A 25,313-nucleotide genomic window follows, 5' to 3' on the forward strand; every position below is an offset into this window, starting at 1 on the left:
GTCAGCATGGAGGCGACGACATGAAAGCCAAGCCACTGCCCGGCAAGCGCGGAAAGAAGAGCCGGCGCGTGCGCCTGGAGGATATTGCCGAGCTCTGCGGGGTCTCGCTGAGCACGGCATCGCGCGCCCTCGCCGGCGAAAAAGGCGTGCGGCCGGAGATCCGTCAGCAAATCCTGGAAGCTGCGAAAGCGGCAAACTACGTCATTGCGACGGCTGTCGCCGGACAGAAGGTCATCGTCGCGGCGTCGAGCGCCGCAATGATCGACTATGTGCGCAACCAGTTCACGCTCTATGTGCTCGAAGGGCTGAAGGAGCGGGCCCAGGTGCTGGGGCTCGAGATCGTCACGCGCCCGATCGCCGACAAGAGCGAGGAACTGGCGGTGCTGCAGGAGGCGCGGGACGATCCCAGCGTTGCCGGGCTGCTTTTCCTCACCGTCGACGACGAGGGCATGCTTGCCGCCACGCGCGGGTTCGACAAGCCGGTGGTCCTGCTCAATGGCGACGACCCGTTCATGCGGCTGTCGAGCGTCACGCCGTGCAATCGCTCAAGCGCCAGGCTCGCGGCCGATCATCTGATCGGCCTAGGGCACAGGCGCATCCTGTTCCTGATGCGGCCGGGCCGGCGCACGATCGAACGACGCTTCGAAGGCTGGCAGGATGCCTTGCAACATCGCGGCCTCCCTATGGACGCAGATCTCGTGGTTCCCGTCGATGATTGGCTGCCGGAACTCGCGGCCCAGGCCATCGCTTCGCGCATCGGCGCACGCCGCCTTGATTTCACGGCAGTCCTTGCCGCCGGCGACAGCCTTGCAGTCGGTGCCATGATGGGCGTGCAACAGATGGGGTTTTCAGTTCCGGGCGATGTCTCGGTGGTCGGCATGGACGACCTGCCCCAGGCAGCCTTCCTGAACCCGCCATTGACGACAATGCACATCCCGATGCGCGAGATCGGCTCGGTCGCGCTCGACCTGCTGCGCGACAATCTATCGGGGCTTCCCATGCCTCCGCGACGAGTCGAACTCGCCTGTCACCTCGTTGAGCGGTCTTCGACCGGGCCTGCCCGCTTGTCGACCTGAAGATCAATCGGTTCAGGCAGAGACGCGCCTAGCCCCAGGCGGCACCGTCGAGGGCGCCGAGGGGGAATTTCAGGTACCGCGTGCCATTGGCTTCGGGCTCCGGAAGCCGGCCGCCATTGATGTTGATCTGCAGCGCATGCAGGATCAGCTTCGGCATCGGCAGCGTGCTGTCGCGCTCGGTGCGGAAAGCCACGAATTCATCTTCCCGGCCATAGCGGGTCAGGTGAATGTTCTCGGCTTTCTGCCGGGCGACCGTGGTCTCCCAGCGCGGCTCGCGGCCGCCCGGCTGGTAGTCGTGGCCGACGAAAATGCGTGTATCACCGGGCAGGGCGACGATGTCCTGGATCGTCGACCACAATGCCCTGGCGCTGCCACCGGGGAAATCTGCCCGCGCGGTACCGCCATCCGGCATGAAGACGGTGTCATGCACGAAGGCCGCGTCGCCCACGACATAGGTGATGGAAGCCAAGGTATGGCCAGGCGAAAACATCACGCCGGACTTGATGCCGCCGATGTCGAAGCCGTCGCCTTGCTCGAACAGCCTGTCCCATTGCGAGCCGTCGGTACGCAGGCTTGGCCAGTTGTAAATGCCAGCCCAGAGTTTCTGCACGTCGACGATGCGCGCGCCGATGGCAGTCGGTGCGCCAGTCCTGGCCTTCAGATAGGAGGCCGCCGAAAAATGGTCGGCATGCGGGTGGGTGTCGAGGATCCACTGCACCTCAAGGTTTTGGTCGCGCACGAAATCGAGCAATCGGTCGGCATTGGCGGTCGCCGTGGAGCCGGACTTTTCGTCGAAATCGAGAACCGGATCGATGATGGCGCACAGCTTCGTCTGCGGATCGCTGACCACATATTGCACCGACCAGGTACGCGGGTCGAAGAAGGCGGCAACGTCGGGTCTTGCCATGACTTATGCCTCCGCCAGTTCGGCAACGCGGGGGAAAAAGATCGCCCGACTGGCGTCGAAGTCATACTGCGGCACGTACTGGGCCGCGTCGGCTGCGATGCGTGCCACCGAATCCAGGATGAACTTCACCTTCTCCTCGGTCAGCAGGACGCTGAAATTGAGCCTGATGAAGCCGGGCTTCTTCATTTCCTCGCCGGCCTTGATCGCCGCCCGCATCTGCTCGGACTCCTGCTCGCCGATGCCGAGCAGCCGGTGGACATAGGGCCCGGCACAAGCACAGCCGCCGCGGGCTTGAATGCCAAAGCGGTCGCTCAGCATGCGTGTAACGAGTTGCTGGTGAACATGCCCTCCCTTGCCGTCCTTGATACGGAACGAGAAGATCGGCAGCCGCTGCGCCTCGAGCGAACCCAGGAGCTCCATCCGGTCGACGCCGCGCCAGGCAGCCATCGCCCGTCGGGTGAGTTCGGCATTGCGCGCCTGCATGGCCTCGGCACCCAGCGCATCCTTGGCCAGGAAGGCAAGTGCGGCACGGATGTCGCCGACGACGTTGGGCGTTCCCGCCTCTTCCCGCGCCTCGATGTTGTCGCTGTAGTCGTGACCGGTGGGCGAGACGAACTTGACCGTGCCACCGCCCGGCCATGATGGCTTCGATGTCACCACTGCGTCGCGGCGAACGATCAGCACGCCGGAGGCGCCCGGACCGCCGATGAACTTGTGCGGCGAAACCACCAGCGCGTCGATCTCGGCTCCCCTGCCCGGCGTCATGGCGATGGGCAGGTATGGGCCGGCGCCGGCGTAGTCCCAGACGGCCCTTGCGCCCGCTGCCTTGATACGGCGGGTGATCGAAGCAACATCGGTGATGATGCCGGTGACGTTGGAGGCTGCTGAGAAGGCACAGACTATGAGATCGGCCGGGACGGCCAACGCGGCATCAAGTGCCGCGAGGTCGGGACCGCCTGCAGCACTTTCGGCGATCTCGACCATCTCTGCGCCGCTCTCGCGCCAGGGCAGGATATTGGAATGATGCTCATAAGGGCCGATGATGACGCGGACGCGCTTGCCGGCGGCGACGGCGTCGGTGACGCCGAGCAGCTTGACCAGCCGGTTGAGGCCGGCAGTGGCGCCCGAGCCGGCGAAGATCACCGCATGGTCACGGGTCGCGCCACAGCATTCGGCGATCGCCGCGCGCGCCTCGCGACGCAGCCGGGTCATGAAGCCGCCGCAGTAGGAGGCCTCGGTGTGGCTGTTTGCGTAGTAGGGAAGCACCTCTTCGAGGATGAACCGTTCTATCTGCATCAGCGCGCGGCCGGAAGCGACGTAATCGGCGTAGACCAGCGTCTTGGTGCCGAACGGACCCTCGATCCTGGCGTTCTGGCCAACCAGCCCAGCCTGGAGTGCGGCGACCGTGTCGACGGCGAGGTCCTGCCTGAAACCCTGCAGCAAACCGGCATTGGCGGACATCTTCGCGCTCCTCTGACAGCGAAACTCTTCCAGATCGGAATAAGCGAGGATTCTAATCGCGCTTGAGCGAAGAAACTTTATCGTTTTCTCACGACAGCAGCGCAAAAATGGGTCATATGATCTCGATCATGGAAAAAATCGATGAAATTGATCGCAAGATCTTGGCATGCTTGCAGAAGGACGGCTCGATCTCGCAGCGTGATTTGGCCGAACGCGTCGGGCTGTCGCAGAATGCATGCTGGCGCAGGCTGCAGCGGCTGAACGCCACCGGGCTGATCCGCGGCACCCACGCCGACATCGACGTGGCCGCGCTTGGCTACGACCTGACCGTCTTCGTGATGATCCGCACCCGCCACCACTCCAAGGAATGGGCCGACGATTTCCGCAAGCATGTCGACCGCCTGCCCGAGGTGATCGATTTCTACCGCATCGGCGGCGACTGGGACTACCTGATCAAGGTCGTGACCAGGGGCATGTCCGGCTACGACGCCTTCTACCAGAAGCTCATCACCAGTTTCGACCTGGCCACGGTGACCGGCTTCTTCTCGATGGAGGCGATCATCGACAACCGCGCCGCCGACCTGAACCGCCTGAAGTAAGTCGCGTTCATTTGCCACGAGCTTCGGTCAGGCCAGGCCGAGATAGCCTGCCAGTTCCCTTGCCGCAGCCCCGCCGGCCCGGTTGGCTCCAACCGTGGAAGCGGATGGGCCATAGCCGACCAGATGGATGCGCGGGTCCCTGGCAACCTGTGTCGCCAGCCTGCCGGACATGACGATGCCGCCATTGTCCTCGCGGATCTGCAGCGGCGCGAGATGGTCGAGCGAACTGCGAAAGCCGGTGTTCCACAGGATCACATCGGCCGTCTGTTCGGTGCCATCGGCCCAACGGACGCCATGCGCGGTGATTTCGCTGAACATCGGCAGGCGATTGAGCACACCGCGTGCACGTGCTGCCTCGAGCGCGGGCGTGATCGGAATGCCGGTTACCGAGACGACGGATCCCGGAATGAGCCCGCGCCTGACCCTGTCCTCGACGAGGGCAACGGCGGCCCGCCCGTCCTCGGGGGTGAACGGGCCTTCGCGAAACTGCGGTTCTCGGCGGGTCACCCAGGTCGTGCTGGTGACTTTCGAGACTTCGTCGAGCAGTTGCAAGGCGGAGACGCCGCCACCGACGACGATGACATGCTTGCCGGCAAATTCGTCGGCCGTGCGATAGTCGCGGGTATGCAACTGCCGGCCTTCAAAGCGTTCGGCGCCGGGATATTCTGGAACAAAAGGCGTTTCCCAAGTTCCCGTCGCGTTGATGATGCCGCGCGCTGAGAAGGTTTCCCTGTCGGTTTCTATGCGAAATCGCTCATTGCGCTCGCAGACCACCTTGACCGTTACCGGACGGTAGACCGGCAACCCGAACTTTTGCTCGTAGGCCGCATAATATTGCGGCACGGCCGAAGACGCCTTCACTTCCGGGGTACTGGTATCGACCGCCTCGGCAAACTGCATGCCGGGCAGGTCATGGATACGATTGACCGTACTCAATGTCAGGGACGGCCAGCGATGTTGCCATGCACCTCCTGCTCCCGGGTTCTTGTCGAGGACGAGATAGTTCCTGCCGGGCGTCAGGCCGAGCTTGTGCAGATGATAGGCTGAGGAGAGCCCCGCCTGGCCGCCGCCGATGACCACGATGTCGACCTTGTAGGCAGCGCGCACATCACTCCTGCTGGCAGGATTTTCAGCCTGTGACGCAGGCGAGTCAGGGAGCGTGTTTTCAGCAGTCATTTCCAAGCCTGAGATATCGAACGGCTGAATTCAAGTCGAGTCGTCGGTCCCAATGTGCAAGCTCGCCGCGCCACCGCGCCGGGCCGCGATGATCCAAGACGGTACTACTGGCAGTGCATGGCGGGTGTTAGCCCGGACGGAGTGCCGTCCAACCCCAACACAACGAATGCGAGACCATGCCTCACCAGAACGCCGCTCTTGCCCCGTCCAACCTTCGCCCCCCCAGCCTCGCCTTCGGCGATGTCTCGGTCGAACTGTCGCCGCAGCAGGCGCTGAAATTCACTCCCGATGTCAAAGTACTGCCTCTCGGCACGCGCATATTCCTGACCCATCTGTCGAGTGCCGCCCTGCCGGTCCAGGTCGAGGCCGCTGCTCGCCTCCAGGCGATGGGCTACAGCCCGGTGCCGCATCTTGCGGCGCGCAATTTCGTCTCGGTTGCCGAGTTTGTCGAACACCTCGCGGCCCATGGCCGCAACGGCATCTCGCAAGCCCTGTTCCTCGGCGGCAACCCGTTGATCTCGACCGGCCCACTCACCGAGGCGGCAATGCTGCTGTCGCATCCTGCGATGGCGCAAAGCTCGATCCGCACCGCCTTCATCGGCGGTTATCCGGAAGGCCATTCGGCGATTGCGCCCGACGTGCTCGGCGATGCGCTCAAACGCAAGCTGGCACGTTGCGCGGAACTCGGCATCAAGCCCCACATCGTCTCGCAATTCGCCTTCGACGGCGAGGTCATGGCCGCATGGGCCCGGCGCCTGCAGAGCGAACATCCAGGTCTTGCCGTCCGCATCGGACTTGCCGGCGTCACGTCGCTGCCGCAACTGATCAAGTTCGCGGCGATGTGCGGCGTGGGGCCTTCGCTCGCAGCCTTGAAGCGGTCGGGAACTGGCTTGTTCAACGTGCTGTCGGACCGCGATCCGGCCGACCTGATCGAGACGATCGAGGCTGCCTATCCCAAGCCGGCAGGACCATTGGACATCCACTTCTTTCCATTTGGTGGCTGGCAAAAGACGTCGGACTGGCTTGCAGGCTACCGCAGCAGATAGCGCCTCGACTGGCACGCGTCGTCGATGCGCGCGTGCCAGGAAAGCAGTTCGCGCCCGGCAGTGAACCGCCGGGCGCATCGTAATCTTGAAATCAGCCCTGGGGAATCCGGCCTAACGCCAGTTCCAGACCAGTGCCGGCGTTTCGCGGAAGGCGAACCGGTCGATGTGCTCCTGGAATGCCCCCTTGGCCGCGCCCAGCGCCGCATCGTCGGCAGCAGTGATCCGCGCAACCAGCGCATCGGCCCTCGACTCGACGATGTAGGTCGTCGCGCCGAAGGTCATCGATGTCCATTGCGGCCCGGCCGCGATATCAGGGTTTCGGTGGCTCCAGTGCTTCAAAAGCTGGGCCGCGTACTTCGCCGCATGCGGCGTCGCTATGACTATATTGGCCTCGGACATCTCTCGCCTCCTCTGGCAAACCGGGATCAGTCCTGCAGCACCACGGTCGTCTTGCCATTCAGGAAGACGCGGTGCTCGACATGGTTGCGGATGGCGCGGGCAAGCACCCAGCGCTCGATGTCGCGGCCCTTGCGCACCAGTTCGTCGGCGGTGTCGATGTGGCTGATGCGCTCTACGCCCTGTTCGATGATCGGCCCTTCGTCGAGATCGCCGGTGACGTAATGGGCGGTCGCGCCGATCAGCTTGACGCCGCGCTCATGCGCCTGGTGATAGGGCTTGGCGCCTTTGAAGCCGGGCAGGAACGAATGATGGATGTTGATGCAGCGGCCAGAAAGCGCTGCAGACATCTCGTCGGAAAACACCTGCATGTAGCGAGCCAGGACAACGAGTTGCGTTGACGTCTGGTCGATGAGCTCGCGCAAGCCTTCTTCCTGCGCCGCCTTCGTCGCCGCCGTCACCGGCAGGTGGTGAAAGGGGATGCCGGCGAGTTCGAGATGGGCGAAGGTCTGCAGCGGATGGTTGGAGACGATCGCCGTGATCTCGACCGGCAACTCACCCGTGCGCCAGCGATAGAGCAGGTCGACAAGGCAATGGTCGAACTTCGACACCAGCAGCATCACCCGGTGTTTATGCCTGCGGTCGTCGACCGTCCACTCCATGCCGAAGCGTCCGGCCACGTCGGCAAGTCGTTGCTTCAGCCGCTCCAGCTTGGCTGCATGGTCGTCGAAGCTGAAGACGATGCGCATGAAGAAGCGGTCGGTCTGCTCGTCGCCATACTGGTGCGCCTCGGTGATGTCGCCCTCGTCCTCGCACAGGATGGCAGTGATGGCGGCAACGATGCCGCGCCGGTTGGGGCTCGACAGGGCAAGGATGAAAGACGGCCTGGTGTCGGGTCGCATAGGCGTGGCCCGGGTCGCGGCGGTCGGATGCTCGGCAAAGGTCATATTCATGAACGCAACGAAGTCCTGTTTTGGCTGTCGGGTCAGCGCGGGTCGACGTCGACCCTAGGGTCGAGGGCGTTGACATCGGTGGGGTAGAAGCCGGCGGCGCGCTTGTAGTCGTCGGCGATACGCTGAAGCTCGTCGGCCGGAATGACGTCGCGGATGTGCTTGAAGCCGTTCGGCGCACGCTCTTCGGCCATCACCATCACCCATTCAGGGCCCATCTTGTCGCGGTTGAGCGAGACCAGTGAGTAGACCTCCTCGAGACGCAGTTTCTCGTAGAGTGCGATTGCCCTGACCGGGTCGGCCTCCGTGACGAAGGAGACGGCAAGGGCACGGACGTCGACGATCGCCTGCGACGCGCCGCTGGAGCCTGCCGGATGCATGGCGTGTGCGGCGTCGCCGATCATTGTCACGCGGCCGAAGGTCCACTGCGGAATGCGGTCCCGGTCGACCTTCGGGAAGACATAGATTTCCTTGGCGCCGCGGATGATGCCCGGCACGTCGCACCAGTCGTAGGCCCAGTTCTCGAAGCGCGGTGCAACCTCGTCGATCGAACAGACGCGGTTCCATTCCTCGCGCGGCATCGGCTTGTCGGGGTCGACCGAATCCTCGGCGACAAAGTTGATCTCGGCGGAACCGTTGCGCATCGCCTCTCCGCTCATCGGGTAGAAGACGACCTTCTGCTGCTTGTGGCCGGCCATGAACATCGTCTGGCCATCAAGGAAGCTGCTGGCGTCGGTGACGCCACGCCACATGATCTGGCCGGCAAAGCGCGGCTGGGCCTCCTCGGGATAGAAGAACCGTCGCACCGCCGAATGGATGCCATCGGCGCCGATCAGGATGTCGCCGCGATAGCTGCCGATCGGCTTGCCGCCCTTGGCATCGAGGAACTCGGCGGTCACGCCGGTGGCATCCTGGGTCAGCCGGTCAAAATAGTGCGAGGAATGGACCCTGTCATCACCAAGCCGCTCGCGCACCGCTTGCAGCAGAAGCCCCTGGAAACGCCCGCGATTGATACCGAACTGCGGCCAGAGATAACCAGCCTTCAGGCCGCGCGGCTCGGTCCAGATCTGCTGGCCGTGCTTGTTGTAGTAGGCAAGTTCATGCATCGGCACGCCGATCCCGGCGAGCCGTTCGCCAAGGCCGAGATTGGTCAGTTCCTTGACGGCATTCGGTTGCAGGTTGATGCCGACGCCAAGTTCGCGAATCTCGGCCGCTGCCTCGAACACCTCGACATCGATGCCGAGCGCGTGAAGCCTGAGAGCTGCGGTCAGGCCAGCGATGCCGCCGCCGACGATGAGTGCCTTGGTCATGTCTTACTGTCCTGAAATCAGTGGAGGGCGCATGTCGCGGCCTACATGGCGACCGAATTGATGCGGTACTTCTGGGCGAGGTAGTGCTTGGCCATGTCGACGGCGGCAGCCGCGTCACGGCAATAGGCGTCGGCACCGACCGCAGCACTGAATTCCTCGTTGAGCGGCGCACCGCCGACGAGCACGATGTAGTCCTCGCGCACGCCCTTCTCTTTCATGGTGTCGATGACGACCTTCATGTAGGGCATGGTGGTGGTCAAAAGCGCCGACAGGCCGAGGATGTCGGGCTGGTGCTCTTCGAGCGCCCGCATGTAGACGTCGGCATCGACGTTGATGCCGAGATCGACCACCTCGAGGCCGGCACCTTCCCACATCATGATGACAAGGTTCTTGCCGATGTCGTGGATGTCACCCTTGACCGTGCCGATAACCGCCTTGCCGACCGGCTTCGCGCCGGTATTGGCGAGCAACGGCTTGAGCAGGTTCATGCCTGCCTTCATGGCATTCGCCGAAAGCAGCACCTCAGGCACGAACAGGATACCGTCGCGGAAGTCGACACCGACGATGGTCATGCCGTCAACCAGCGCCTTTTGCAGCACCTCGGTTGCAGGCCAGCCGCGGTCGAGCAGGATCTGCGTGCCCTCGGCGACCTCTTCCAGCAGGCCGTCATACATGTCGGCGTGCATCTGGCCGACCAGCTCGTCGTCCGACAATTCCGATAGGACGATCTCGTCCATGTTACCACTCATAGCCTGCTCCCGAATACTGCTGACGGTCCAAGGCGACCGTCTACAGCTCGTTGTTAGGCATTGAGATCGTGTCGGCGAAGTCCCGAATGAGACCATCGCAACCGTGGCAAAAGAAGCGGCAAATTCAGCGGGATAGACGCACGGAAACGACCGAAGGCGCCCCTCGGGCGAGGCCCGTCGGCGCGCATGCTGGCGTGCGGTTCAGGCGTTCTCGTTCAGCGAGCTCAGAAACATCGAAAACAGGTCGCGTTCAGCCGAAATGTAGAGCTTGTCGTAGATGCGCTTGCGATGGTTGCGGATGGTGCCGATGCCGATCGACAGCTTCTCGGCCATGCGCTCGTTGGAATTGCCGAGCAGCATCAGCCGCACCATCTCCCGCTCGCGCGGCGTGAAATCGGTTGGCTCGAAATCGTCGATCGCCTTGTCGATGTCGAGCGACGACCGCACCTTGCCATTGACCTCGTACGTTACGACGCTGAGCTCGCGCCCCCACAGCTCCGGAAAATCCATCCGGTCGACATGGAACATGCCGACATCCGTCTTGATCGACTTGCCGTCGCCCTTGCCGCGAACGGATTCGACGGCACGGGCAAAACCCTGGTTCTGCTTGCGCGCGGCCAGCCAGGATTCGGACTCGTAGACGACGCGGCCGGCACCGTCGCGGATTTGCACCGCCGAAGGGAGCTGGAGTGCCGCACTGCGCTCGGCCGGTGCGCCGAGCCAGGTCTGCGTCATCAGGTTCTGGATGTGGACCTTGTGCAACGCCAGCATGGCAGGAAACAGCGACAGGAACTTCGTGCGTTCGTCCATGTCGAAGGGCGTTTCGCGCTCGAGGAACAGGGCGACGCAATTGCCACCGAAAGCCGGCAGGAACATTACCATGACGTCCATGTCGCCGAGAAACGGCTTCAGCGCCGAATAGAAATCGTCCTTGGCGAAATGGCCGGGCAGCGTGTCGGGCGTGACCAGCCCGGCAGTCTTGTAGCTGGTCCAGTAACGCAGCCAGGGGTCAAGACGGTAAAAGCCCTCGTCGTAGAGCTTGTTGACCATGTCGAAATCGACGGAGACGGGAGTCTGCGGGCGCTTGCCGCAGTGGATCAATGCCGGCGGCACATGCGGCGAATAGCGCACGACCCACTCGACGTCGGCCTCGACCTCGCGTTTAGCGATGTCGATGAGCGGGCGATAGAATTCCGAGGTGCCGATAGACTGGATCGCACCGATCAGATTGTCGTACATGCTGTCCAAATTCCCAACCGAGGTACAAGACGGAAAGCAAGGCCAAGTTCTTCCTACGCCTTCACAGCAGCATAATGCGCAGTTCGCGAAAGCTTGGAAGTGTCATCTCATACAAATGCAAACAAATCGGCGTCGCTGGCTAGCTATCCCTTCCGACACGCCACTGCTCGAACTCCTTGAGCGACCCTTCGCTTGCCGGATAGAGCCCGATGATGCTGCGGCCCTCGCCGACCTTTTCAGCGGCAAAGCCTTCGTATTCCGTCATCGCCTGCGCCTTTTCGGCAATCTCGTTCGCCAACTGCGCCGGAATGACAACGATACCGTCGCCATCCCCGACGATGATGTCGCCAGGATAGACCGCCACGCCGCCGCAGCCGATCGGCTGCTGCAGGTCGACCGGGCTCAGCGCCACCGGCGTCGAACGTGGCGCCGGCGCCTGGTGAAAGACCGGGAAGTCGAGCTTGCGGATGTCAGGCGTGTCGCGGAAGCCGCCATCGCTGACCGCGCCGGCAACGCCGCGCGCCTTGAGCCTGGCGATCATGATGTCGCCGGCCGAGCCGGCCTCGGCCTTGCCGCCGCTGTCGATCACCAGAACGTGCCCCTCCGGACATTCCTCGATTGCTCGCCGATGCAGGAAGTCGGGCCTGGCATAGTTGGCCATGGTGTCGAGGTCTTCGCGTGACGGGATGAAGCGCAGCGTGAAAGCCTCGCCGACTACGCGTTCGGCGCGCGCATTGAGCGGCAGCACGCCCCCCATCACCCGGTTGCGGAAGCCCTTCTGCAACAGGCAGCTGGCAAGGGTCGACACGCTGATCGACCGCAGCCGCTCGCGATTGAGCGCGGTCAGGGCATCCATCAGGCTGACTTTCCGCCGAGATGGGCCACGCCCTCGATCTCGAGATAGATGTCGGGCTTGGCCAGCGAGCGCACCTCGACCAGCGAACAAGCCGGGAAGTCGCCGCTGAAGAACTCTTGCCGCGCCTTCCAGATCTGGTCACGGTTGGCGATGCGGGTAACGAATATCGTCAGCTTGACGATGTCCGACATGGTGCCGCCGGCGGCTTCGACGAGCCCGCGGATCTTGCCGAACACCAGCCTGGCCTGCTCATATTCATTGTCGCCCGAAACCTGCTCGGCATTGGCGGCCGACCGCGCGGTCATGCCCGAGATGTAGGCGACATTGCCCGCCACCAGGCAATTCGACCACATGCCGGGGGCCGGCTCGGGGGCGAGTGGCGACGTCACACGGCGAAAGCTCATTGGTATCCTCCCAATGCAAGATGCAACTTTTCCTCGGCGGGCGGGCGCCGTCAGCTCCGGCTTTCCGGCTGCTTGGCCAGCATGCCGCCGATGGTCTCGTCAGTGTGGAACACCGGCTTCTCGTAATAGTGCGGACCGTCATAGATCTCGATCAGCGTCGACTTCTTGCGCGCCACGGTCGGGCCATGCGGATGGTCCTTGGGGTTCATGTAGAAGTCGCCCGGACGCAACGTGAGGCTGCCGCCGCCATATTCGTATTCGCCCTCGAGGCAGTACATGAACTGGTTCGAGGCATGAGAATGCGCCACCGGCACGCCACCGCCCTCGTTGAACTCGAGCAGGGCGATCGATGCGCCCGTGGCGGTGTTCTTGTGAAGGAAGTACTGGCGGAAGCCGTATTCGGGGAAGTCGATCCAGTTATCGGGATCGAGTTTCGCGGTATGGATGAGGACTTCTAGCGTCACTGCCGGCATGCTCCTGCAAGGCGGTTCTGGTCTCGTGCGGGAAGGGCTCGCCTCCCCGCTTCGATGTCTGCGCTCTGATCAGGCAAAGAACTCCGGCGGCGGGGCCATGCCCCACTGGGTCGTTTCTTCGGCGCCACCGACAAAGCGGGTCGGCACGTACTCATGATTGACGATATCGGAGTCGGTGTAGTGCTCGATCCGGTTGCCGAACGGATCGGTCCAGTAGTCGTAGATCAGGCTGCCGAGATAGTGGCGGCCGATGCCGGCGTCGAGCGACCAGTCCTGGGCCTTGAGGTGCTCGTGGGCGGCAAACACCGCATCGAGGTCGAGTACCTCGAACGACGCATGGTGGCAGCCCGAGTGGATCGACTCGTTGATCAGGATGCAGTGGTGCTCGACGAAGTCTACGCCACGGTCGAGGCGCAGGAAAGCGCCGATCACCTTGGGCTCGGGCTCGCCCGGAATGCAAATGTAGTCGGAAGCAACGAGTTCGAGATGCTTGAGGAACCAGGCAAGCTCGGCCTCGCCGTCCTTGACCCAGAGCGCGCAATGACCCAGGCGCAGGATCGGCGTCGCCTCCGCGCGCTGCCTGACCGGGCGGTTCTTGCGCGGCTGGCGGTCAGAGATGTTGAGGGGAAAGGTCTCGCGCACGGGCAGCGGCGCCAACTCGGCAATGCCGTGGACGAGGTCGATGCGCTGGCCACCCGGGCTGGTCAGACGCACGCGCGTTCCACCGCCCGGCCCCTTCAGCTTCTCCAGCGGAGAGGCGCCGGGAACCATGGACGCGACCTCGAGATCCTGCCGCGACTGCACTTCGAAGGCGAGCGAGATGTACTCGGCCTTGGCGGACTTTTCGGCGACGTAGAGATACTGCTCCGAACCTGTGCCGCGCATGTAGAGCACTTCGTCGGTACGCAGGTTCCGCGCCAGGCCGAAATCGCCAAGGAAACGCTCGATGAGGTCGAGATCCGGAACCGCGTAAGTGACGTAAGCGAGCTGTTTCAGCCTGATGCGCGCCATGAACATACCTCCCTTGGATGCTGACCGCCAATTGCCGTCATAATTAATGCATCTGATATTTCAGAGTACCATTCAATTTTCAAACCTGTCAACGCCCGGCGATCCTGTTGGCTACCGCGTGGCGTCGGTAGGGCGATTTATAGGTCGGAGCGGATTCGTCGACTTGTCGAAATTGAGACTATCGGCGCGGCGGGGAGATGCGATTCTGCCATCCCATGCATGTTTTCGCGGGGCCGGACCCTGCGTCGGAGTGAAGAATGTCGGATTTTGATGTCATCGTCGCGGGCGGAAGCCACAACGGCCTCGCCTGCGCCAGCCTGCTCGCCGTCAAGGGCCTGAAGGTCCTGGTGCTCGAGCGCAACCCTTGGGTCGGTGGCGGCGCCGTTACCCAGGAGATCGTGGCCCCCGGTTTCAAACACGACCTGTTCAGCTCGTCGCATATCTTCATTCACATGAACCCTGACTTCAACCAGCACCTGCGCGGTGAGCTGGAGGCAAATGGGCTGAAATATTTGTGGGCCGAGGACAAGATCACCGGCCACCCGTTCGACGACGGTTCCGGCGTGGTGCTCTACAAGGATGTCGACAAGACCTGCGACAGCATCGCCCGGCACAGCAAGGCCGACGCCGCAACCTACCGGCGCATCGTCGACGAATTCGGCGAGATCCGCGACGGCGTCATCCGCGGCGTATTCTCGCCGCCCAACCAGCCCAGCCTGCAGGCCGCGGCGATGGAAAAAAGCCCCGAAGGCATGCGCCGGCTGCGCGAGTTCAACCTCAGCGCCCGCGCCTTCGTCGAAGAGAAATTCGAGAGCGAAGCAATTCGAGCGATGATCCTCGGCTGGTCACTGGCACCGCACACGCGGCCAGATCAGGAGGGCATGGGCGCAGGCTTCTACGTCATGGTGCCGTCGGTGCACCATTACGGCCAGGCGATCCCGCAGGGCGGCAGCCAGCAGCTGCCACTGTCGATGATGCGGCTGATCGAGGCACGAGGCGGCATGGTTCTGACCGGGGCCGACATCGCCCAGTTCATCATCGCCGATGGCCAGTGCAAGGGCGTCAGGACAGTTGACGGCACCGAATATCTCGCCCGTCACGGAGTGGTCACAGCTCTCGACCCGAAGCAGACGTTCCTGCGCTTGATCGACGAGAAGTACCTCGGCGGCGATTTCCTGCGCACGGTCAGCAATTTCAAGTACTCCGACCATGGCATCTCGCGCATCCACCTGGCTCTCAACGAGCAGCCGCGCTTCCGCAACGAGGCGCTCGACGGTATTCCCTTCCATCGCTTCTTCGGCTCGGTGGACAAGATCCGTCACCAGTTCGCCGAGGTGGAACTCGGCAACCTGCCGAGCGAGCCTTGCCTGATCTACGTCAACTGGACGCTGCGCGACCCGAGCCGCGCGCCGGAAGGCAAGCACACGCTGTCGCTCGACACTGTGGTGCCCTCGAAGCTGCGCTCCGGCGAACGCTGGGACGACGTCAAGGAGGCGTTCGGCGAGACCATGCTCGACGAGGTGCGCAAGCATGTCGTCAACCTCGACGCCGGCAACATCATCGGCTCGGTGGTGCACACGCCGGAGGACCTGTTCCGCTACAACCGCTCCTTCGTCAATGGTTGCCCGACGGGCGGCGAGCGCACGCTGGCGCAGTGGGGCGCGTTCCGGCCTTTTGCCGGCTATTCGCAATACAAGTCGCCGATCCGCCGGCTCTACATGACCGGACCACATTGCCACCCCGGCAACGGCATCTCCGCCATGGGCACGATCGCCGCCAACGTCATCCTGCGCGACGTCGGCGCAGCCTGACAGGTCTTCCGGCCGGCCAAGCCGGCCAGGCAAAGCTCGCAGCCTCAGGCCAGGGCCCGGGCTGCCTTCCTCCCGCCGGCAAAAGGATCACCTCACATGCCCCGCAACATCGCCGTGCTTGTTGGCAGCCTGCGCAAGCGCTCCTACTGCCGCATGCTGGCGCACGCGCTCGAGCCGCTGGCAGCCGAAAAGCTGCACCTGTCGATCGTCGAGATCGGAGGGCTGCCGCTCTACAACCAGGACATCGACGGCGATGGCGCGCCGGCGACGTGGACGATGTTTCGCGACAAGATCAGGCAGGTGGAGGGTGTGCTGTTCATCACCCCCGAGTTCAACCGCTCGGTTCCGGCGGTGCTGAAGAACGCCATCGACGTCGGCTCGCGGCCCTACGGCCTGAGCGTCTGGGACAAGAAGCCGGCCGCCGTCATCAGCGTTTCACCGGGCGCCCTCGGCGGCTTCGGCGCCAACCATCACCTTCGGCAATCGCTGGTCTTCCTCAACATGCCGACGGTCCAGCAGCCCGAGGCCTATGTCGGCGGTGCGGCGGAGCTGTTCGACGAATCGGGCAGGCTGACGAAGGACGTCACCACAAAATTCCTGCGCAGCATGCTCGACGAATTCAGCAGATGGATCGAACGGCACGCACCCGGCCGGTAGCAGCCGGAAACCGATCACGCAGCGAAAACGCCTCCCTTCGAGGCGACGTTCTTCGTCAGCCCTGGACGATGGGATTGCGCAAGACGCCGATGCGGTCGACCTCGATCTCGACGACGTCGCCCGGCTTCATCCACAGCTGCGGGGTGCGGAAGGCGCCGACGCCGCCGGTGGTGCCGGTGACGATCACGTCTCCAGGCGAAAGCGTGGCGAAGGACGACAGATACGCGATCAGCGTCGGGATGTCGAAGACGAGATCCGAAAGTGGCGCTTGCTGCATCACTTCGCCGTTGAGCCGGGTCCAGATGTTGAGCGTCGAGGGATCGCCGATCTCATCCGATGTCACCAGCCAGGGTCCGAATGCGCCGGTGCGGTCGAAGTTCTTGCCCGGGGCGAACTGGGTGGTGTGCTTCTGCCAGTCGCGGATGCTGCCGTCATTGTAGCAGGCATAACCAGCGACATGGTCAAGCGCATCGGCCTTGGCGATGCGTCGCCCACCCTTGCCTATGACGACGGCGAGCTCACCCTCGAAGTCGAGCTGTTCGGACTCGTCCGGCCTGACCATCGGCTGGAGATGGCCGAGCTGGCTCGACGCCACGCGCAGGAACACCATTGGATGATCGGGCTTGGGCCGCCCGGTCTCGATCAGGTGCGACATGTAGTTGACGCCGATGCAGAAGATATTCTGCGGATCGGGGACGACAGGCAGCAATTCGACCGATGCCAGGGCCACGTCCTGCGAGGCGCCGGCCAGCGCGGCCAGCACCTTCAGGCCGTTCGGGTCGAGCAGGCTGCGCAAGGTCGGATGGTCGCCGCCGAAGCGGGCATGCGCGTCGACGATGCCTTCGCCCTCGACGATCCCGTAGGCCGAACGGCCATCCTTGCGAAAGCTGACAAGCTTCATCGGTAGTCTCCTGTTCCTGGAATCGGAGCCCTGCGACGCCCTATGCGGCCGGCGGCTTCGGGGCCTCGGCCGGGCGATCGAGCGCCCAGCGGTCGCGTTTCGGCATCAGCTTGCCGCCATAGCGGGCGACGAGTCCAATCACGCCATCACGGGCGAACAGCATCGCGGCCAGCATCAGTGCGGCAAAGATCAGGCTGGTGTATTCGCCACCATAGCCACTGGTCCAATAGTCGATGACGCGGAAGATGAAGGTGCCGAAGATCGGCCCCAGCATCGAGCCCATGCCGCCGACGACGGTCATCGCCATGACAAGGCCCATATTGGTGAACGAGCCCATCGCCGGCGTCACCAGGCTGACATAGGAGGCATAGAAGCCGCCGGCGATCCCGGCCCAGAAGGCGGTGAAGGCAAAGAAGGTCACCTTGACCAGCGTGGTACGCACGCCGAGCCCCTGTGCGACGGCCTCGCGGTCGCGCACCGCCATCGCCATGAACCCCCAGCGGCTCGACAGGATCGCCCATTGCGCCGCGAAGAACGCGACGTTGAGCCCGAGCGCCAGCCACAGTGCGTAGCGGGCAAGGTTATCGCCGTCGGCAAACAGCGGCATCACCTCCATGCCGCGGCTGCCACCGGTGATGTCGCCTGCCGCCAGCGCCCAGCTCGCAAACATGCCGCCGAAGGCATAGGTCGCAAGGCCGAGATAGATCTCGCGGAAGCGCAACGTGACGATGCCCATCACGAGACCGAAGGCGGCCGTCACCAGACCGGCCAGCACCATGCTGACCAGCGGGCTCATGCCGGTGCTGTTGGAGATGCCGGCGGTCGCATAGCCGCCGGCAAGCGCCAGCGCCATCTGGGCAAAGGACAATTGCCCGGCATAACCGGCGAGCAGGTTCCACGACGCGCTGAGCAGCAGGAAGTAGAAGAACGACACCCCGTAGTCGATGAAGACCGGGTCCTCGACTGTCAGGACGAAGACCAGCCCGAGAGCCAGCAAGGCGAGCAGCACATAGGCGTTTGTACGTTTAGACCCGAGCGACACCTGAAGCTCCATCCTTCATCCAGCCTGCGATGATTTCTTCGAGGCGGCTTTCGATTTCCTTGGCCGGGCCGCTGGCATTGTTGCGTCCCATGGCCAGCACATAGACCATGTCGGCAATGGCAAGCGCCTGCCGCACGTTCTGGTCGACCAGCACCACCGTCAACCGGTCCTCCGTGGACAGCTTGCGGATGCGTTCATAGACCTGGTCCATCATCTTGGGCGACAGTCCAGCGGTCGGCTCGTCGAGCAGCAGCACCGACGGCGACAGCATGATACCGCGGGCGATCTCGAGCAGCTTCTGCTGGCCGCCCGACAGGTCGCCGGCGCGGCGCGCCAGGAATTCCGACGACATCTGGAAGGTCGAGGCGATCTCACCGACGCGCGCGGCAAGCCAGTCCTTTTCCCTGCGCCGCAGCCAGCCGCCCATGACCAGGTTCTCGCGCACCGTCATGTCGCGAAACAGCGTGCCCTCCTGCGGCACGAAGGCCATGCCCAGCCCGAGCAGGCGCCGGGGCGCCCAACCGGTGACCGGCTGGTTTGCCAGCCGGATCGTGCCGCCGGTGATCGGCGCCAATCCACCGATCGCCTTCAAGCAGGTCGACTTGCCGGCGCCGTTGGGGCCGATGACGACAGTGATCTGGCCGCCGGCCGCATTCAGCTCGACGCCGCGCAGGATTTCGATATCGCGCTGGTAGGCGACACGAAGTTCGCTGACAAAAAGCCCCGGCGGATCACCGGCAGCTTTCGTGGCGCTTGGGCGCTCCTCAACAAATGACAACTGAACTCTCCACTTAGAGGTAGGCCGCGTGGACACGCGGGTCGGCGCCGACGACCTCGGGCAAGCCCTCGGTCATCTTTTCGCCTGCCACCATCACCACCACGCGTGAGCACAAGGAGAAGATCCAGGGCAGGTCGTGGCTGATGATCACGCAGGCCACGCCGTTGCGCTGCCGTTCCCTGATGACCTCGGCCATCGTCGTTGCGATGCTCGGGTGAACGCCATTGGTCGGCTCGTCCAGCAGCACCAGGCTCGCTTCCGAAACCGCGCAGCGAGCGAAATCGATCAGCTTGCGCTGCCCCCCGGACAGACGCTCGGCCAGATCGTTCACGACGGGTGCGAGGCCAAGCCGCCCAAGCGCCTTGCGCGCCAATTCGTCGGCCTGGCGCGGCTTCAACCCGCGGGCCAGCATCGGCACCATGACGTTTTCGGCTGCGGTCAGTTTGCCGAAGATGCCGCCGTCCTGGTAGGATCGCATGATGCCGCGCCGCTTGGCCGCCGACGGCGCGAGAGCGGTGACATCGACACTGTCGAACAACACGCTGCCGCGGTCGGGCTTCAACTGGCCGCAGACGAGGTTGAACATCGTCGTCTTGCCGGCGCCGTTCGGGCCGATCAGCCCAACCACTTCGCCGGGTCCGACCTCGAAGCCGACATCGTTGACCGCATGCAGGCCGCCGAAGCTCTTGCCGACACCCGTTACCGATAGCACTGGCGGCAGGATAACAGTGGGGGTTTCTTGAATCTGGGTCACATCGGTTCTCGCAAGCATGCCGTCACACCGCCCTGTCCATGCGGGATCCGAACAGGCCCTGGGGCCGCCGCAGCAGGATCAGCAGCATCGCGGCAAAGCCGTAGACCTCGGTAAAGTTCGGGTCGATGTAAACCGCTCCGAAGACTTCGGCCAAAGCAAGCGCGAACCCGCCAACGAGCCCGCCGCCGATCGAGCCGAGGCCGCCGATGACGACGATGATCAGGCTCTTGGACAGCACCCAGCTACCCATGCCGGGATAGGCAAGATAGATCGGCACGAGCAGCGAGCCGGCGGCGGCCGCCAGCATGCCGGAGGTGGCAAAGGCCAGATTGGCGAGCCGGAAGACATCGAGGCCCACGACCTCGGCCCCGGTCAGGCTCTGGGTCAGCGCCCGCCAACCGCGGCCGATGTCAGTACGCTTGACGACCCACAGCAGGAGCCCGATCAGCGCCAGCGCGCCGACGAAGGCAACGATGCGATTGCCCGACATCTGCACCGACGAGAACAGGTGGACGTTCTCGTTCCACAGGCCGGGAACGCGCTTGTAGCCGGAACCGACGGTAGCTATGGCGGCCGATCCCAGGAACATCGACAGCGCGAAGGTGACGATGAAGGCGAAGTCGATGGGACGTTCGACGCGGGTCTTGTAGAGCTGGCGGAGGAAGACGGCGTTGACCAGGTAGCCCGAGGCACCACCGACAGCTATCGCCAGAAGCATTGCGACTGCGATTGGCAGGCCGGTTCCGGTGAAGGCGTAGAACGCCGCGTAGCCGCCGATCATGTATAGCGCGCCATGGGCGAAGTTGGCGATGCGCATGACGCCGAAGATCAGGTTAAGACCAACGCCCATCAAGGCATATGTGCCGCCGATGGCGATCCCTAGCGAGAGCGCCTGAAGTAAAGTTTCCAACGAATTCCTCCCATCGTCCCAGGCAGCCGGCGCAACACCGGTCGCATGACTGGCGCCCGCCTTTGCAGGCGGGCGCCGATATCAAATTGCAAGTTCTGAAAAAGCAAATGCAGTAATGTTTAGGTTATCGAATTTCCTCGACGATTTCGCCCTTTGGCAGACCCGACTTGCCCATCTGGAGCATGAACATCGTGCCGGCCTTCGAGCTGTTCCAGGCACCGGGCGCCGGGTCCTGCTTGAAGGAGATCTCGCCGCTGGTGCCTTCGAATGTCAGGTCACCGAAGGCCTTAGACACCGTCTCGCGATCGATGCTGCCGGTCTTCTCGACGGCCTTGGTGAAGGCGGTCAGGCAATCCCATTCGTTGTAGTCGTAGAACACCGGCTCGCGGCCGAACTTGTCGGTGAACAGCTTGCGGAACTCCTTGCCACCAGCCGTCAGCGTCGCCTCGGAGATGCCGAAGGTCGAGTACATGATGCCGACACCGGCATCGCCAGCAGCCGACCAGAATTCCGGCATCTCGGGGAACTCCCAGGTACCGATGATCTGGCTCTTGATGCCGGCTTCGCGAATGCGCGCGGCCGAGGTGTAGATTGCCGGACCGTAGCCGACGACGACGACGGCGTCGGGCTGGACTTCCTGCCGCGCCACCGGAACCAGCATCGGGCTCAGGTCGACCGCCTGCGGATCGTAGGACACGACGTCGACCTTGAAGTCATCATTGCCGAGAGCCTGCAGGGCATCGGCGAAGTCGGTACCGAAGGCCGACCGCTCGGCCAGCACCACGACGTTCTTCCACTCCTTCTTCTGCAGGTAGTTCGCCATCAGCTTGGCGACCTGGCCATTATACGGCCCGATGCGGAACACCGAAGGCAGGTCGGGCCCGACATTCTTGTTGCCCATCGTGTAGCTCAGGCAGATCGGCACCGAGGTGTTCTTCACCGCCTTCTCGAAGGCCAGCATTTCGCCCGAGCCGGCCGTGCCGGTGAAGCCCATGACGTTGCGCTGCTGCATGAAGCGCTTGCCGAGCGAGATGAACTTGTCGGGATTGTTTTCATTGTCGCCGACCACCAGCTCGAACTTCCGGCCGTCGACGCCGCCCTTCGCGTTGATGTGCTCGACATAGAGTTCGGCAAGGCCGACGGCTTCCGTACCGAGCTTGCTTTCGGGTCCGCTCAGATTCGAGATGACCCCGACAACGACAGGCTCCTTTTCCTGGGCCATTGCGCCCTGGGCTGCCATCAACGCACTGACCAGCATCATCGCGGTGCCGGTCGAAAAAACTGCTGCTTTCTTCACGATCTCTCTCCTCCAGAATTGTTCGTGTCGAGGACTGCCCGCTCAGCCAAGCGCCTGCGGCATGTCTCTTGTTCTTGATCTCAGGGTGACGGGCCGAGCCCTTTCCTTGGATATGCAATATTTCAAATCTTGTGATATTTCACAGTAACTATTTATGCGCGCACATGTCAATGCCGGCTGCGCAGGAAACGTTCCCACAGCCGCACAAAATATCGCATTCAACGCCGCTCCGACCGTCACTTGAGGGCGTCCGGCAGCGTTTGCATGCGAAAAGACGCGCGCCACAAGGGACGCGCGTCTGCAGACTGGAATATCGCAATGGCAGCCCCCTCGCCGAGGTGGGGCCGCGCTCGCGAACCGGTGGCTCGCGGAGCCTAGGGGACGGCGCTGGCTTCGAGCTTGCACCATCGCTTGGTGCCTAACTCAGCAATCGTGCCGGCGCCAGCGCACCGGCCAGATGGAGCACGCGGTCATAGACCGGCGGGATCTTTTCGCCGGTCACGAGGCCACATGTCAGGTGGGCCAAGGCGGGAGCGGTACCGACGCCGAAGCCGCCCTGCCCTGCCAGCCAGAAGAAACCGCTGCTGCGCGGATCATAGCCGACGACCGGATTGCGATCGGGTGCGAAGCAGCGGAAGCCAGCCCATTTGTGCGGAACGTTGCGCACCTCGACGGAAGTGTTGTTGATCAGGCGGTCGACGGCGACAGCGACGTCATACTCGTCGGGCTGGACGTCGCTGGGCAGGTCTTCGGTTTCGTCCATCGGCGAGACCAGGATCATGCCGGCGTCGGGCTTGAAGTAGAGCTCGCCCGAGAGGTGGACGACCATCGGCCAGTCGCCAACTTCGGTGTCCTCCGGGGGTGGAACGAGAATGGCCGTCCGGCGCAGCGGCTTGATACCGAGCGGGGTGAGCCCGGCCAACTCGGCGACCTGGTCAGCCCACGCGCCTGCAGCATTGATGACGATCGGTGCCCGATGGCAATCGCCGCGTTCGGTCGTCACCGTCCACAGTCCATCCAGATAGCTCAGTCCGCTGACCCTGGCATTGCCAACGAAGCTGCCGCCACGCTGTTTCAGCAGCCTAACATAGCCCCCCAGGATCGCACCGGCGTCGAGCTCGCCGCCGGTACGGTCAACGAATGCGCCTGCGACCTCACCGGCATTGAGCACCGAGACGCGTTCGAGCGCCTCATGGGCTGAGATCGCCACGACATCGCCTGCGATCGATTGCTGCATCGCCTGCAGGCGGTCGAGCCCGTCGGCATTGGCAACCACGATCTGGTCGCGCGGATGCAGCAGCGGGCTTTCCGAGAATTCTTCGGGCGGATTGCGAAAGAAAGGTTCGCTGATCCGCCCCAGTGCCTGGGAGGCGCTATTTCCATAGGTCGTGGTGAAGAAGGCGGCCGAACGGCCCGTCGAATGGTAGCCGGGCTGGTCCTCGGCCTCGAGCACCAGTACGGTGGCGTGCGCCGCGATCTCGGCCGCCGCCGAAGCGCCCGCCACGCCGCCGCCGATCACGATGACATCATGATAATCCATCGGCTCAAGCCTCGACCAGGCGCCGCCACGGCGTTTCGCGACTCCAGTTCACGCACACGCTCTGGCGGCGCATATAGCCCTTCCACGCGTCCGAACCCGCGGTCCGGCCGCCACCGGTTTCCTTCTCGCCGCCGAACGCAGCACCGACATCGGCACCCGTCGTGCCCATGTTGACCTTGGCAATGCCGCAGTCGCTGCCTTCGGCCGAGAGGAAAGACTCGATGTTGGTGATGTTGGTGCTGTGCAGTCCCGAGGCCAGCCCCTGGGCGACATCGTTGTGCATCGCCAGCGCTTCGTCCCAGTGCTCATAATCGATGACGAACAGGATCGGTGCGAAGGTCTCGTCCTGCACGCAAGGCCATTCGTTCAACGCGTCGATGATTATGGTCGGCTCGACGAAATAGCCGGCGCGCGGCATGCGACTGCCGCCTGCGACGACCTTGCCGCCAAGCGCGGTCGCCGCTGCCACGGTCTGCTGGAACTTCTCGACCGCGCCCTTGTCGACCAGCGGGCCGACGAGGGTATCCTTGTCGCTCGGATCGCCGACCTTGATGCGGGAGAACGCCTTGCCGAGAAGCTCGACCAGTCGGCTCGACACGCTCTTGTGAACAATGACACGCCGCGTGCTGGTGCAGCGCTGGCCGGTGGTGCCGACGGCGCCGAAAGCGATGGCGGCAGCCGCGAGTTCCAAGTCGGCGGTCTCGTCGACGATGCAGCCATTGTTGCCGGAGCATTCGAGCATGTAGCGGCGGCCGAGAGTCGAGCCGACAATGTTCGCCACCTTGTGGCCGACGCCCGAGGAACCGGTGAAGGAAACGAGTGCGACCCGAGGGTCGGCGACCATCTTTTCGGCAACCGAATTGTCCTCGGTTACGAACATCGAGAACACGCCCTCATGACCCATCTCGGTCATGGCGCGGTTGGCGAGATGCTGCAGGCCGATCGCCGTCAGTGGCACCTTCGGGCTCGGCTTCCAGATCACCGTATTGCCGCCAATGGCGGCGAGGAACCCGTTCTGGGCCCATACGGCAGCCGGGAAGTTGTAAGCGGTGACGATGCCGGCGACGCCGAGCGGCAGCCACTGGTCATACATGCGATGGCGTTCGCGCTGCGACTGCTGGGTGAAGCCATAGAGCATGCGCGACTGGCCGGCGGCCATGGTCGCCATGTCGATCACTTCCTTGACCTCGGCCTTCCCCTCCATGATCGACTTGCCGGTGTCGAGCGAGACAAGCGCGCCAAGCGCGTCGTGATGCTCCGACACCAACTGGCCGATGCGATTGACCAGTTCGCCGCGCACCGGCGCGGGCACCATGCGCCAGCGGCGCTGGGCAGCCATGGCGCCTTCAATGATGCGGCAATAGTCAGCCCTGGTCGCGTTGGTCACCCGCGCTAGCTCGGTCTCGTTCGCCGGGTTGATTGCGGCAAATGCGTCCTCCCTGTTCGGCGCCGACCAGCCGCCGGCGCTGCAATAGGCGCCCGAATTGACCTGCTCGATCCCCAGCTTCCGGAAAGCTTGCCCTGCATCAAACATCATGATCGAAATCCTCCCGCTGCCAGTCGATCGTCACGCCGCGATACGCGTCGCCTGATGCAGCACGACCCGCCAGCCATCGGCCTCGCGGCGAAAATTGTTGGCGCCGACGAGCGCGGTCCTCTTGTCGCTCTCGACGAGGGTGACGTTCTCGCGGTTTACCCGTACGGCAAGCGCATCGGTGCCGAAGTCGACCGAGCGCACGAGATCGAAGCGGACCAGCGGTGCCGTAGCAAACGCCTGCGCCAGCGTTTCGAGCACGGCCACGCGACCGACAGAAGCCTGGCCGTCCGGACCCACATAGATGATATCGTCGGCCTGCGCCCAGATCCCCTTCATGGCCTCGAGATCATGATCCTCGATCGCCTTGTAGAAAGCCTTCTCCACCGCCTCGACAGTCGCAAACATGCTCGAATTCCCGATACTTGAAATGGGG

26 protein-coding genes are annotated in these 25,313 nt (G+C 63.6%); 5 read left to right on the forward strand and 21 right to left on the reverse strand.

Translation table 11 applies throughout. The features are described from left to right. Positions 1–20: 20 nt before the first annotated feature. Positions 21–1,076 carry a LacI family DNA-binding transcriptional regulator gene (locus GGR00_RS21015; RefSeq protein ID WP_184700873.1) on the forward strand — a complete coding sequence of 352 codons (1,056 nt, stop codon included), beginning with the start codon at positions 21–23 and terminating at the stop codon, positions 1,074–1,076. A gap of 28 nt (positions 1,077–1,104) precedes the next feature. Here GGR00_RS21015 and GGR00_RS21020 read toward each other — a convergent pair whose 3' ends face one another. Beyond that, a complete protein-coding gene (locus GGR00_RS21020; RefSeq protein ID WP_184700875.1) occupies positions 1,105–1,983 on the reverse strand; it encodes an MBL fold metallo-hydrolase in 879 nt (292 codons plus the stop codon). A 3-nt stretch (positions 1,984–1,986) separates the two neighbouring features. Then, positions 1,987–3,444, reverse strand: a complete 1,458-nt coding sequence (locus tag GGR00_RS21025; protein WP_184700877.1) for an aminotransferase class V-fold PLP-dependent enzyme — start codon at positions 3,442–3,444, stop codon at positions 1,987–1,989. A 128-nt stretch (positions 3,445–3,572) separates the two neighbouring features. Here GGR00_RS21025 and GGR00_RS21030 point away from each other — a divergent pair, with 128 nt between their 5' ends. Continuing rightward, positions 3,573–4,043, forward strand: coding sequence for an Lrp/AsnC family transcriptional regulator (locus GGR00_RS21030; protein ID WP_210315100.1), 471 nt, complete (start codon positions 3,573–3,575; stop codon positions 4,041–4,043). Positions 4,044–4,070: 27 nt separating this feature from the next. Here the strand turns inward: GGR00_RS21030 and GGR00_RS21035 are convergent, their stop codons facing one another. Next, positions 4,071–5,150, reverse strand: coding sequence for an FAD-dependent oxidoreductase (locus GGR00_RS21035; RefSeq protein ID WP_343065606.1), 1,080 nt, complete (start codon positions 5,148–5,150; stop codon positions 4,071–4,073). 245 nt (positions 5,151–5,395) lie between these two features. On the opposite strand from GGR00_RS21035, the gene GGR00_RS21040 reads away from it, so the two are divergent. Next, entirely contained in the window at positions 5,396–6,265 is an 870-nt protein-coding gene (locus GGR00_RS21040) for a methylenetetrahydrofolate reductase (RefSeq protein ID WP_184700881.1), read from the forward strand. Between the two features lie 111 nt (positions 6,266–6,376). Here the strand turns inward: GGR00_RS21040 and GGR00_RS21045 are convergent, their stop codons facing one another. The 9 genes from GGR00_RS21045 to GGR00_RS21085 all read right to left on the reverse strand — a co-directional run bounded on the left by GGR00_RS21045 (position 6,377) and on the right by GGR00_RS21085 (position 13,653). Further along, positions 6,377–6,664, reverse strand: coding sequence for a DUF2218 domain-containing protein (locus tag GGR00_RS21045; protein WP_184700883.1), 288 nt, complete (start codon positions 6,662–6,664; stop codon positions 6,377–6,379). Between the two features lie 26 nt (positions 6,665–6,690). Beyond that, complete coding sequence (gene purU, locus GGR00_RS21050) at positions 6,691–7,563, reverse strand: formyltetrahydrofolate deformylase (RefSeq protein ID WP_184701038.1); 873 nt, start codon at positions 7,561–7,563, stop codon at positions 6,691–6,693. Between the two features lie 83 nt (positions 7,564–7,646). After that, the gene (locus GGR00_RS21055) at positions 7,647–8,921 is read right to left on the reverse strand and encodes a flavin-dependent oxidoreductase (RefSeq protein ID WP_184700885.1); all 1,275 of its coding nucleotides are present in this window, start codon (positions 8,919–8,921) and stop codon (positions 7,647–7,649) included. Positions 8,922–8,962: 41 nt separating this feature from the next. Further along, on the reverse strand, positions 8,963–9,670 hold the full coding sequence (locus tag GGR00_RS21060) for a corrinoid protein (protein ID WP_246441525.1): 708 nt from the start codon (positions 9,668–9,670) through the stop codon (positions 8,963–8,965). 201 nt (positions 9,671–9,871) lie between these two features. Beyond that, positions 9,872–10,909, reverse strand: a complete 1,038-nt coding sequence (locus GGR00_RS21065; RefSeq protein WP_184700887.1) for a helix-turn-helix transcriptional regulator — start codon at positions 10,907–10,909, stop codon at positions 9,872–9,874. Between the two features lie 139 nt (positions 10,910–11,048). After that, positions 11,049–11,765, reverse strand: coding sequence for a ribonuclease activity regulator RraA (locus GGR00_RS21070; protein ID WP_184700889.1), 717 nt, complete (start codon positions 11,763–11,765; stop codon positions 11,049–11,051). After that, complete coding sequence (locus GGR00_RS21075; RefSeq protein ID WP_184700891.1) at positions 11,765–12,169, reverse strand: RidA family protein; 405 nt, start codon at positions 12,167–12,169, stop codon at positions 11,765–11,767. Before GGR00_RS21075 ends, GGR00_RS21070 begins: the two co-directional genes overlap by 1 nt. Before the next feature lie 50 nt (positions 12,170–12,219). Beyond that, a complete protein-coding gene (locus GGR00_RS28525) occupies positions 12,220–12,633 on the reverse strand; it encodes a cupin domain-containing protein (RefSeq protein ID WP_343065607.1) in 414 nt (137 codons plus the stop codon). Between the two features lie 78 nt (positions 12,634–12,711). Continuing rightward, on the reverse strand, positions 12,712–13,653 hold the full coding sequence (locus GGR00_RS21085; protein ID WP_184700894.1) for a VOC family protein: 942 nt from the start codon (positions 13,651–13,653) through the stop codon (positions 12,712–12,714). Positions 13,654–13,910: 257 nt separating this feature from the next. Between GGR00_RS21085 and GGR00_RS21090 the strand changes: the two genes are divergently transcribed. Beyond that, complete coding sequence (locus GGR00_RS21090; RefSeq protein ID WP_184700896.1) at positions 13,911–15,464, forward strand: phytoene desaturase family protein; 1,554 nt, start codon at positions 13,911–13,913, stop codon at positions 15,462–15,464. Between the two features lie 96 nt (positions 15,465–15,560). Further along, positions 15,561–16,121 (forward strand): NADPH-dependent FMN reductase, encoded by a 561-nt coding sequence (locus GGR00_RS21095; protein WP_184700898.1) that lies wholly within the window; start codon positions 15,561–15,563, stop codon positions 16,119–16,121. A 55-nt stretch (positions 16,122–16,176) separates the two neighbouring features. Here the strand turns inward: GGR00_RS21095 and GGR00_RS21100 are convergent, their stop codons facing one another. The 9 genes from GGR00_RS21100 to GGR00_RS21140 all read right to left on the reverse strand — a co-directional run bounded on the left by GGR00_RS21100 (position 16,177) and on the right by GGR00_RS21140 (position 25,285). Further along, positions 16,177–17,022: a fumarylacetoacetate hydrolase family protein gene (locus GGR00_RS21100; protein ID WP_184700900.1), complete on the reverse strand. Its 846-nt coding sequence runs from the start codon at positions 17,020–17,022 to the stop codon at positions 16,177–16,179. A gap of 40 nt (positions 17,023–17,062) precedes the next feature. After that, positions 17,063–18,064, reverse strand: coding sequence for an ABC transporter permease subunit (locus tag GGR00_RS21105; protein WP_184700902.1), 1,002 nt, complete (start codon positions 18,062–18,064; stop codon positions 17,063–17,065). Next, entirely contained in the window at positions 18,048–18,842 is a 795-nt protein-coding gene (locus tag GGR00_RS21110) for an ABC transporter ATP-binding protein (protein ID WP_184700904.1), read from the reverse strand. The genes GGR00_RS21105 and GGR00_RS21110 overlap by 17 nt, the downstream gene beginning before the upstream one ends. A gap of 13 nt (positions 18,843–18,855) precedes the next feature. After that, positions 18,856–19,596, reverse strand: a complete 741-nt coding sequence (locus tag GGR00_RS21115; RefSeq protein WP_184700906.1) for an ATP-binding cassette domain-containing protein — start codon at positions 19,594–19,596, stop codon at positions 18,856–18,858. 22 nt (positions 19,597–19,618) lie between these two features. Then, on the reverse strand, positions 19,619–20,506 hold the full coding sequence (locus tag GGR00_RS21120; protein WP_184700908.1) for a branched-chain amino acid ABC transporter permease: 888 nt from the start codon (positions 20,504–20,506) through the stop codon (positions 19,619–19,621). Positions 20,507–20,630: 124 nt separating this feature from the next. Further along, positions 20,631–21,803 carry an ABC transporter substrate-binding protein gene (locus GGR00_RS21125; RefSeq protein WP_184700910.1) on the reverse strand — a complete coding sequence of 391 codons (1,173 nt, stop codon included), beginning with the start codon at positions 21,801–21,803 and terminating at the stop codon, positions 20,631–20,633. Positions 21,804–22,221: 418 nt separating this feature from the next. Further along, entirely contained in the window at positions 22,222–23,343 is a 1,122-nt protein-coding gene (locus GGR00_RS21130; RefSeq protein WP_184700911.1) for an NAD(P)/FAD-dependent oxidoreductase, read from the reverse strand. A gap of 4 nt (positions 23,344–23,347) precedes the next feature. After that, a complete protein-coding gene (locus GGR00_RS21135) occupies positions 23,348–24,880 on the reverse strand; it encodes an aldehyde dehydrogenase family protein (protein ID WP_210315101.1) in 1,533 nt (510 codons plus the stop codon). 30 nt (positions 24,881–24,910) lie between these two features. Further along, positions 24,911–25,285: a YybH family protein gene (locus GGR00_RS21140; protein WP_184700913.1), complete on the reverse strand. Its 375-nt coding sequence runs from the start codon at positions 25,283–25,285 to the stop codon at positions 24,911–24,913. Positions 25,286–25,313 lie beyond the last annotated feature (28 nt).

Source organism: Aminobacter aganoensis (genome assembly GCF_014206975.1).
GTDB classification, from domain to species: domain Bacteria; phylum Pseudomonadota; class Alphaproteobacteria; order Rhizobiales; family Rhizobiaceae; genus Aminobacter; species Aminobacter aganoensis.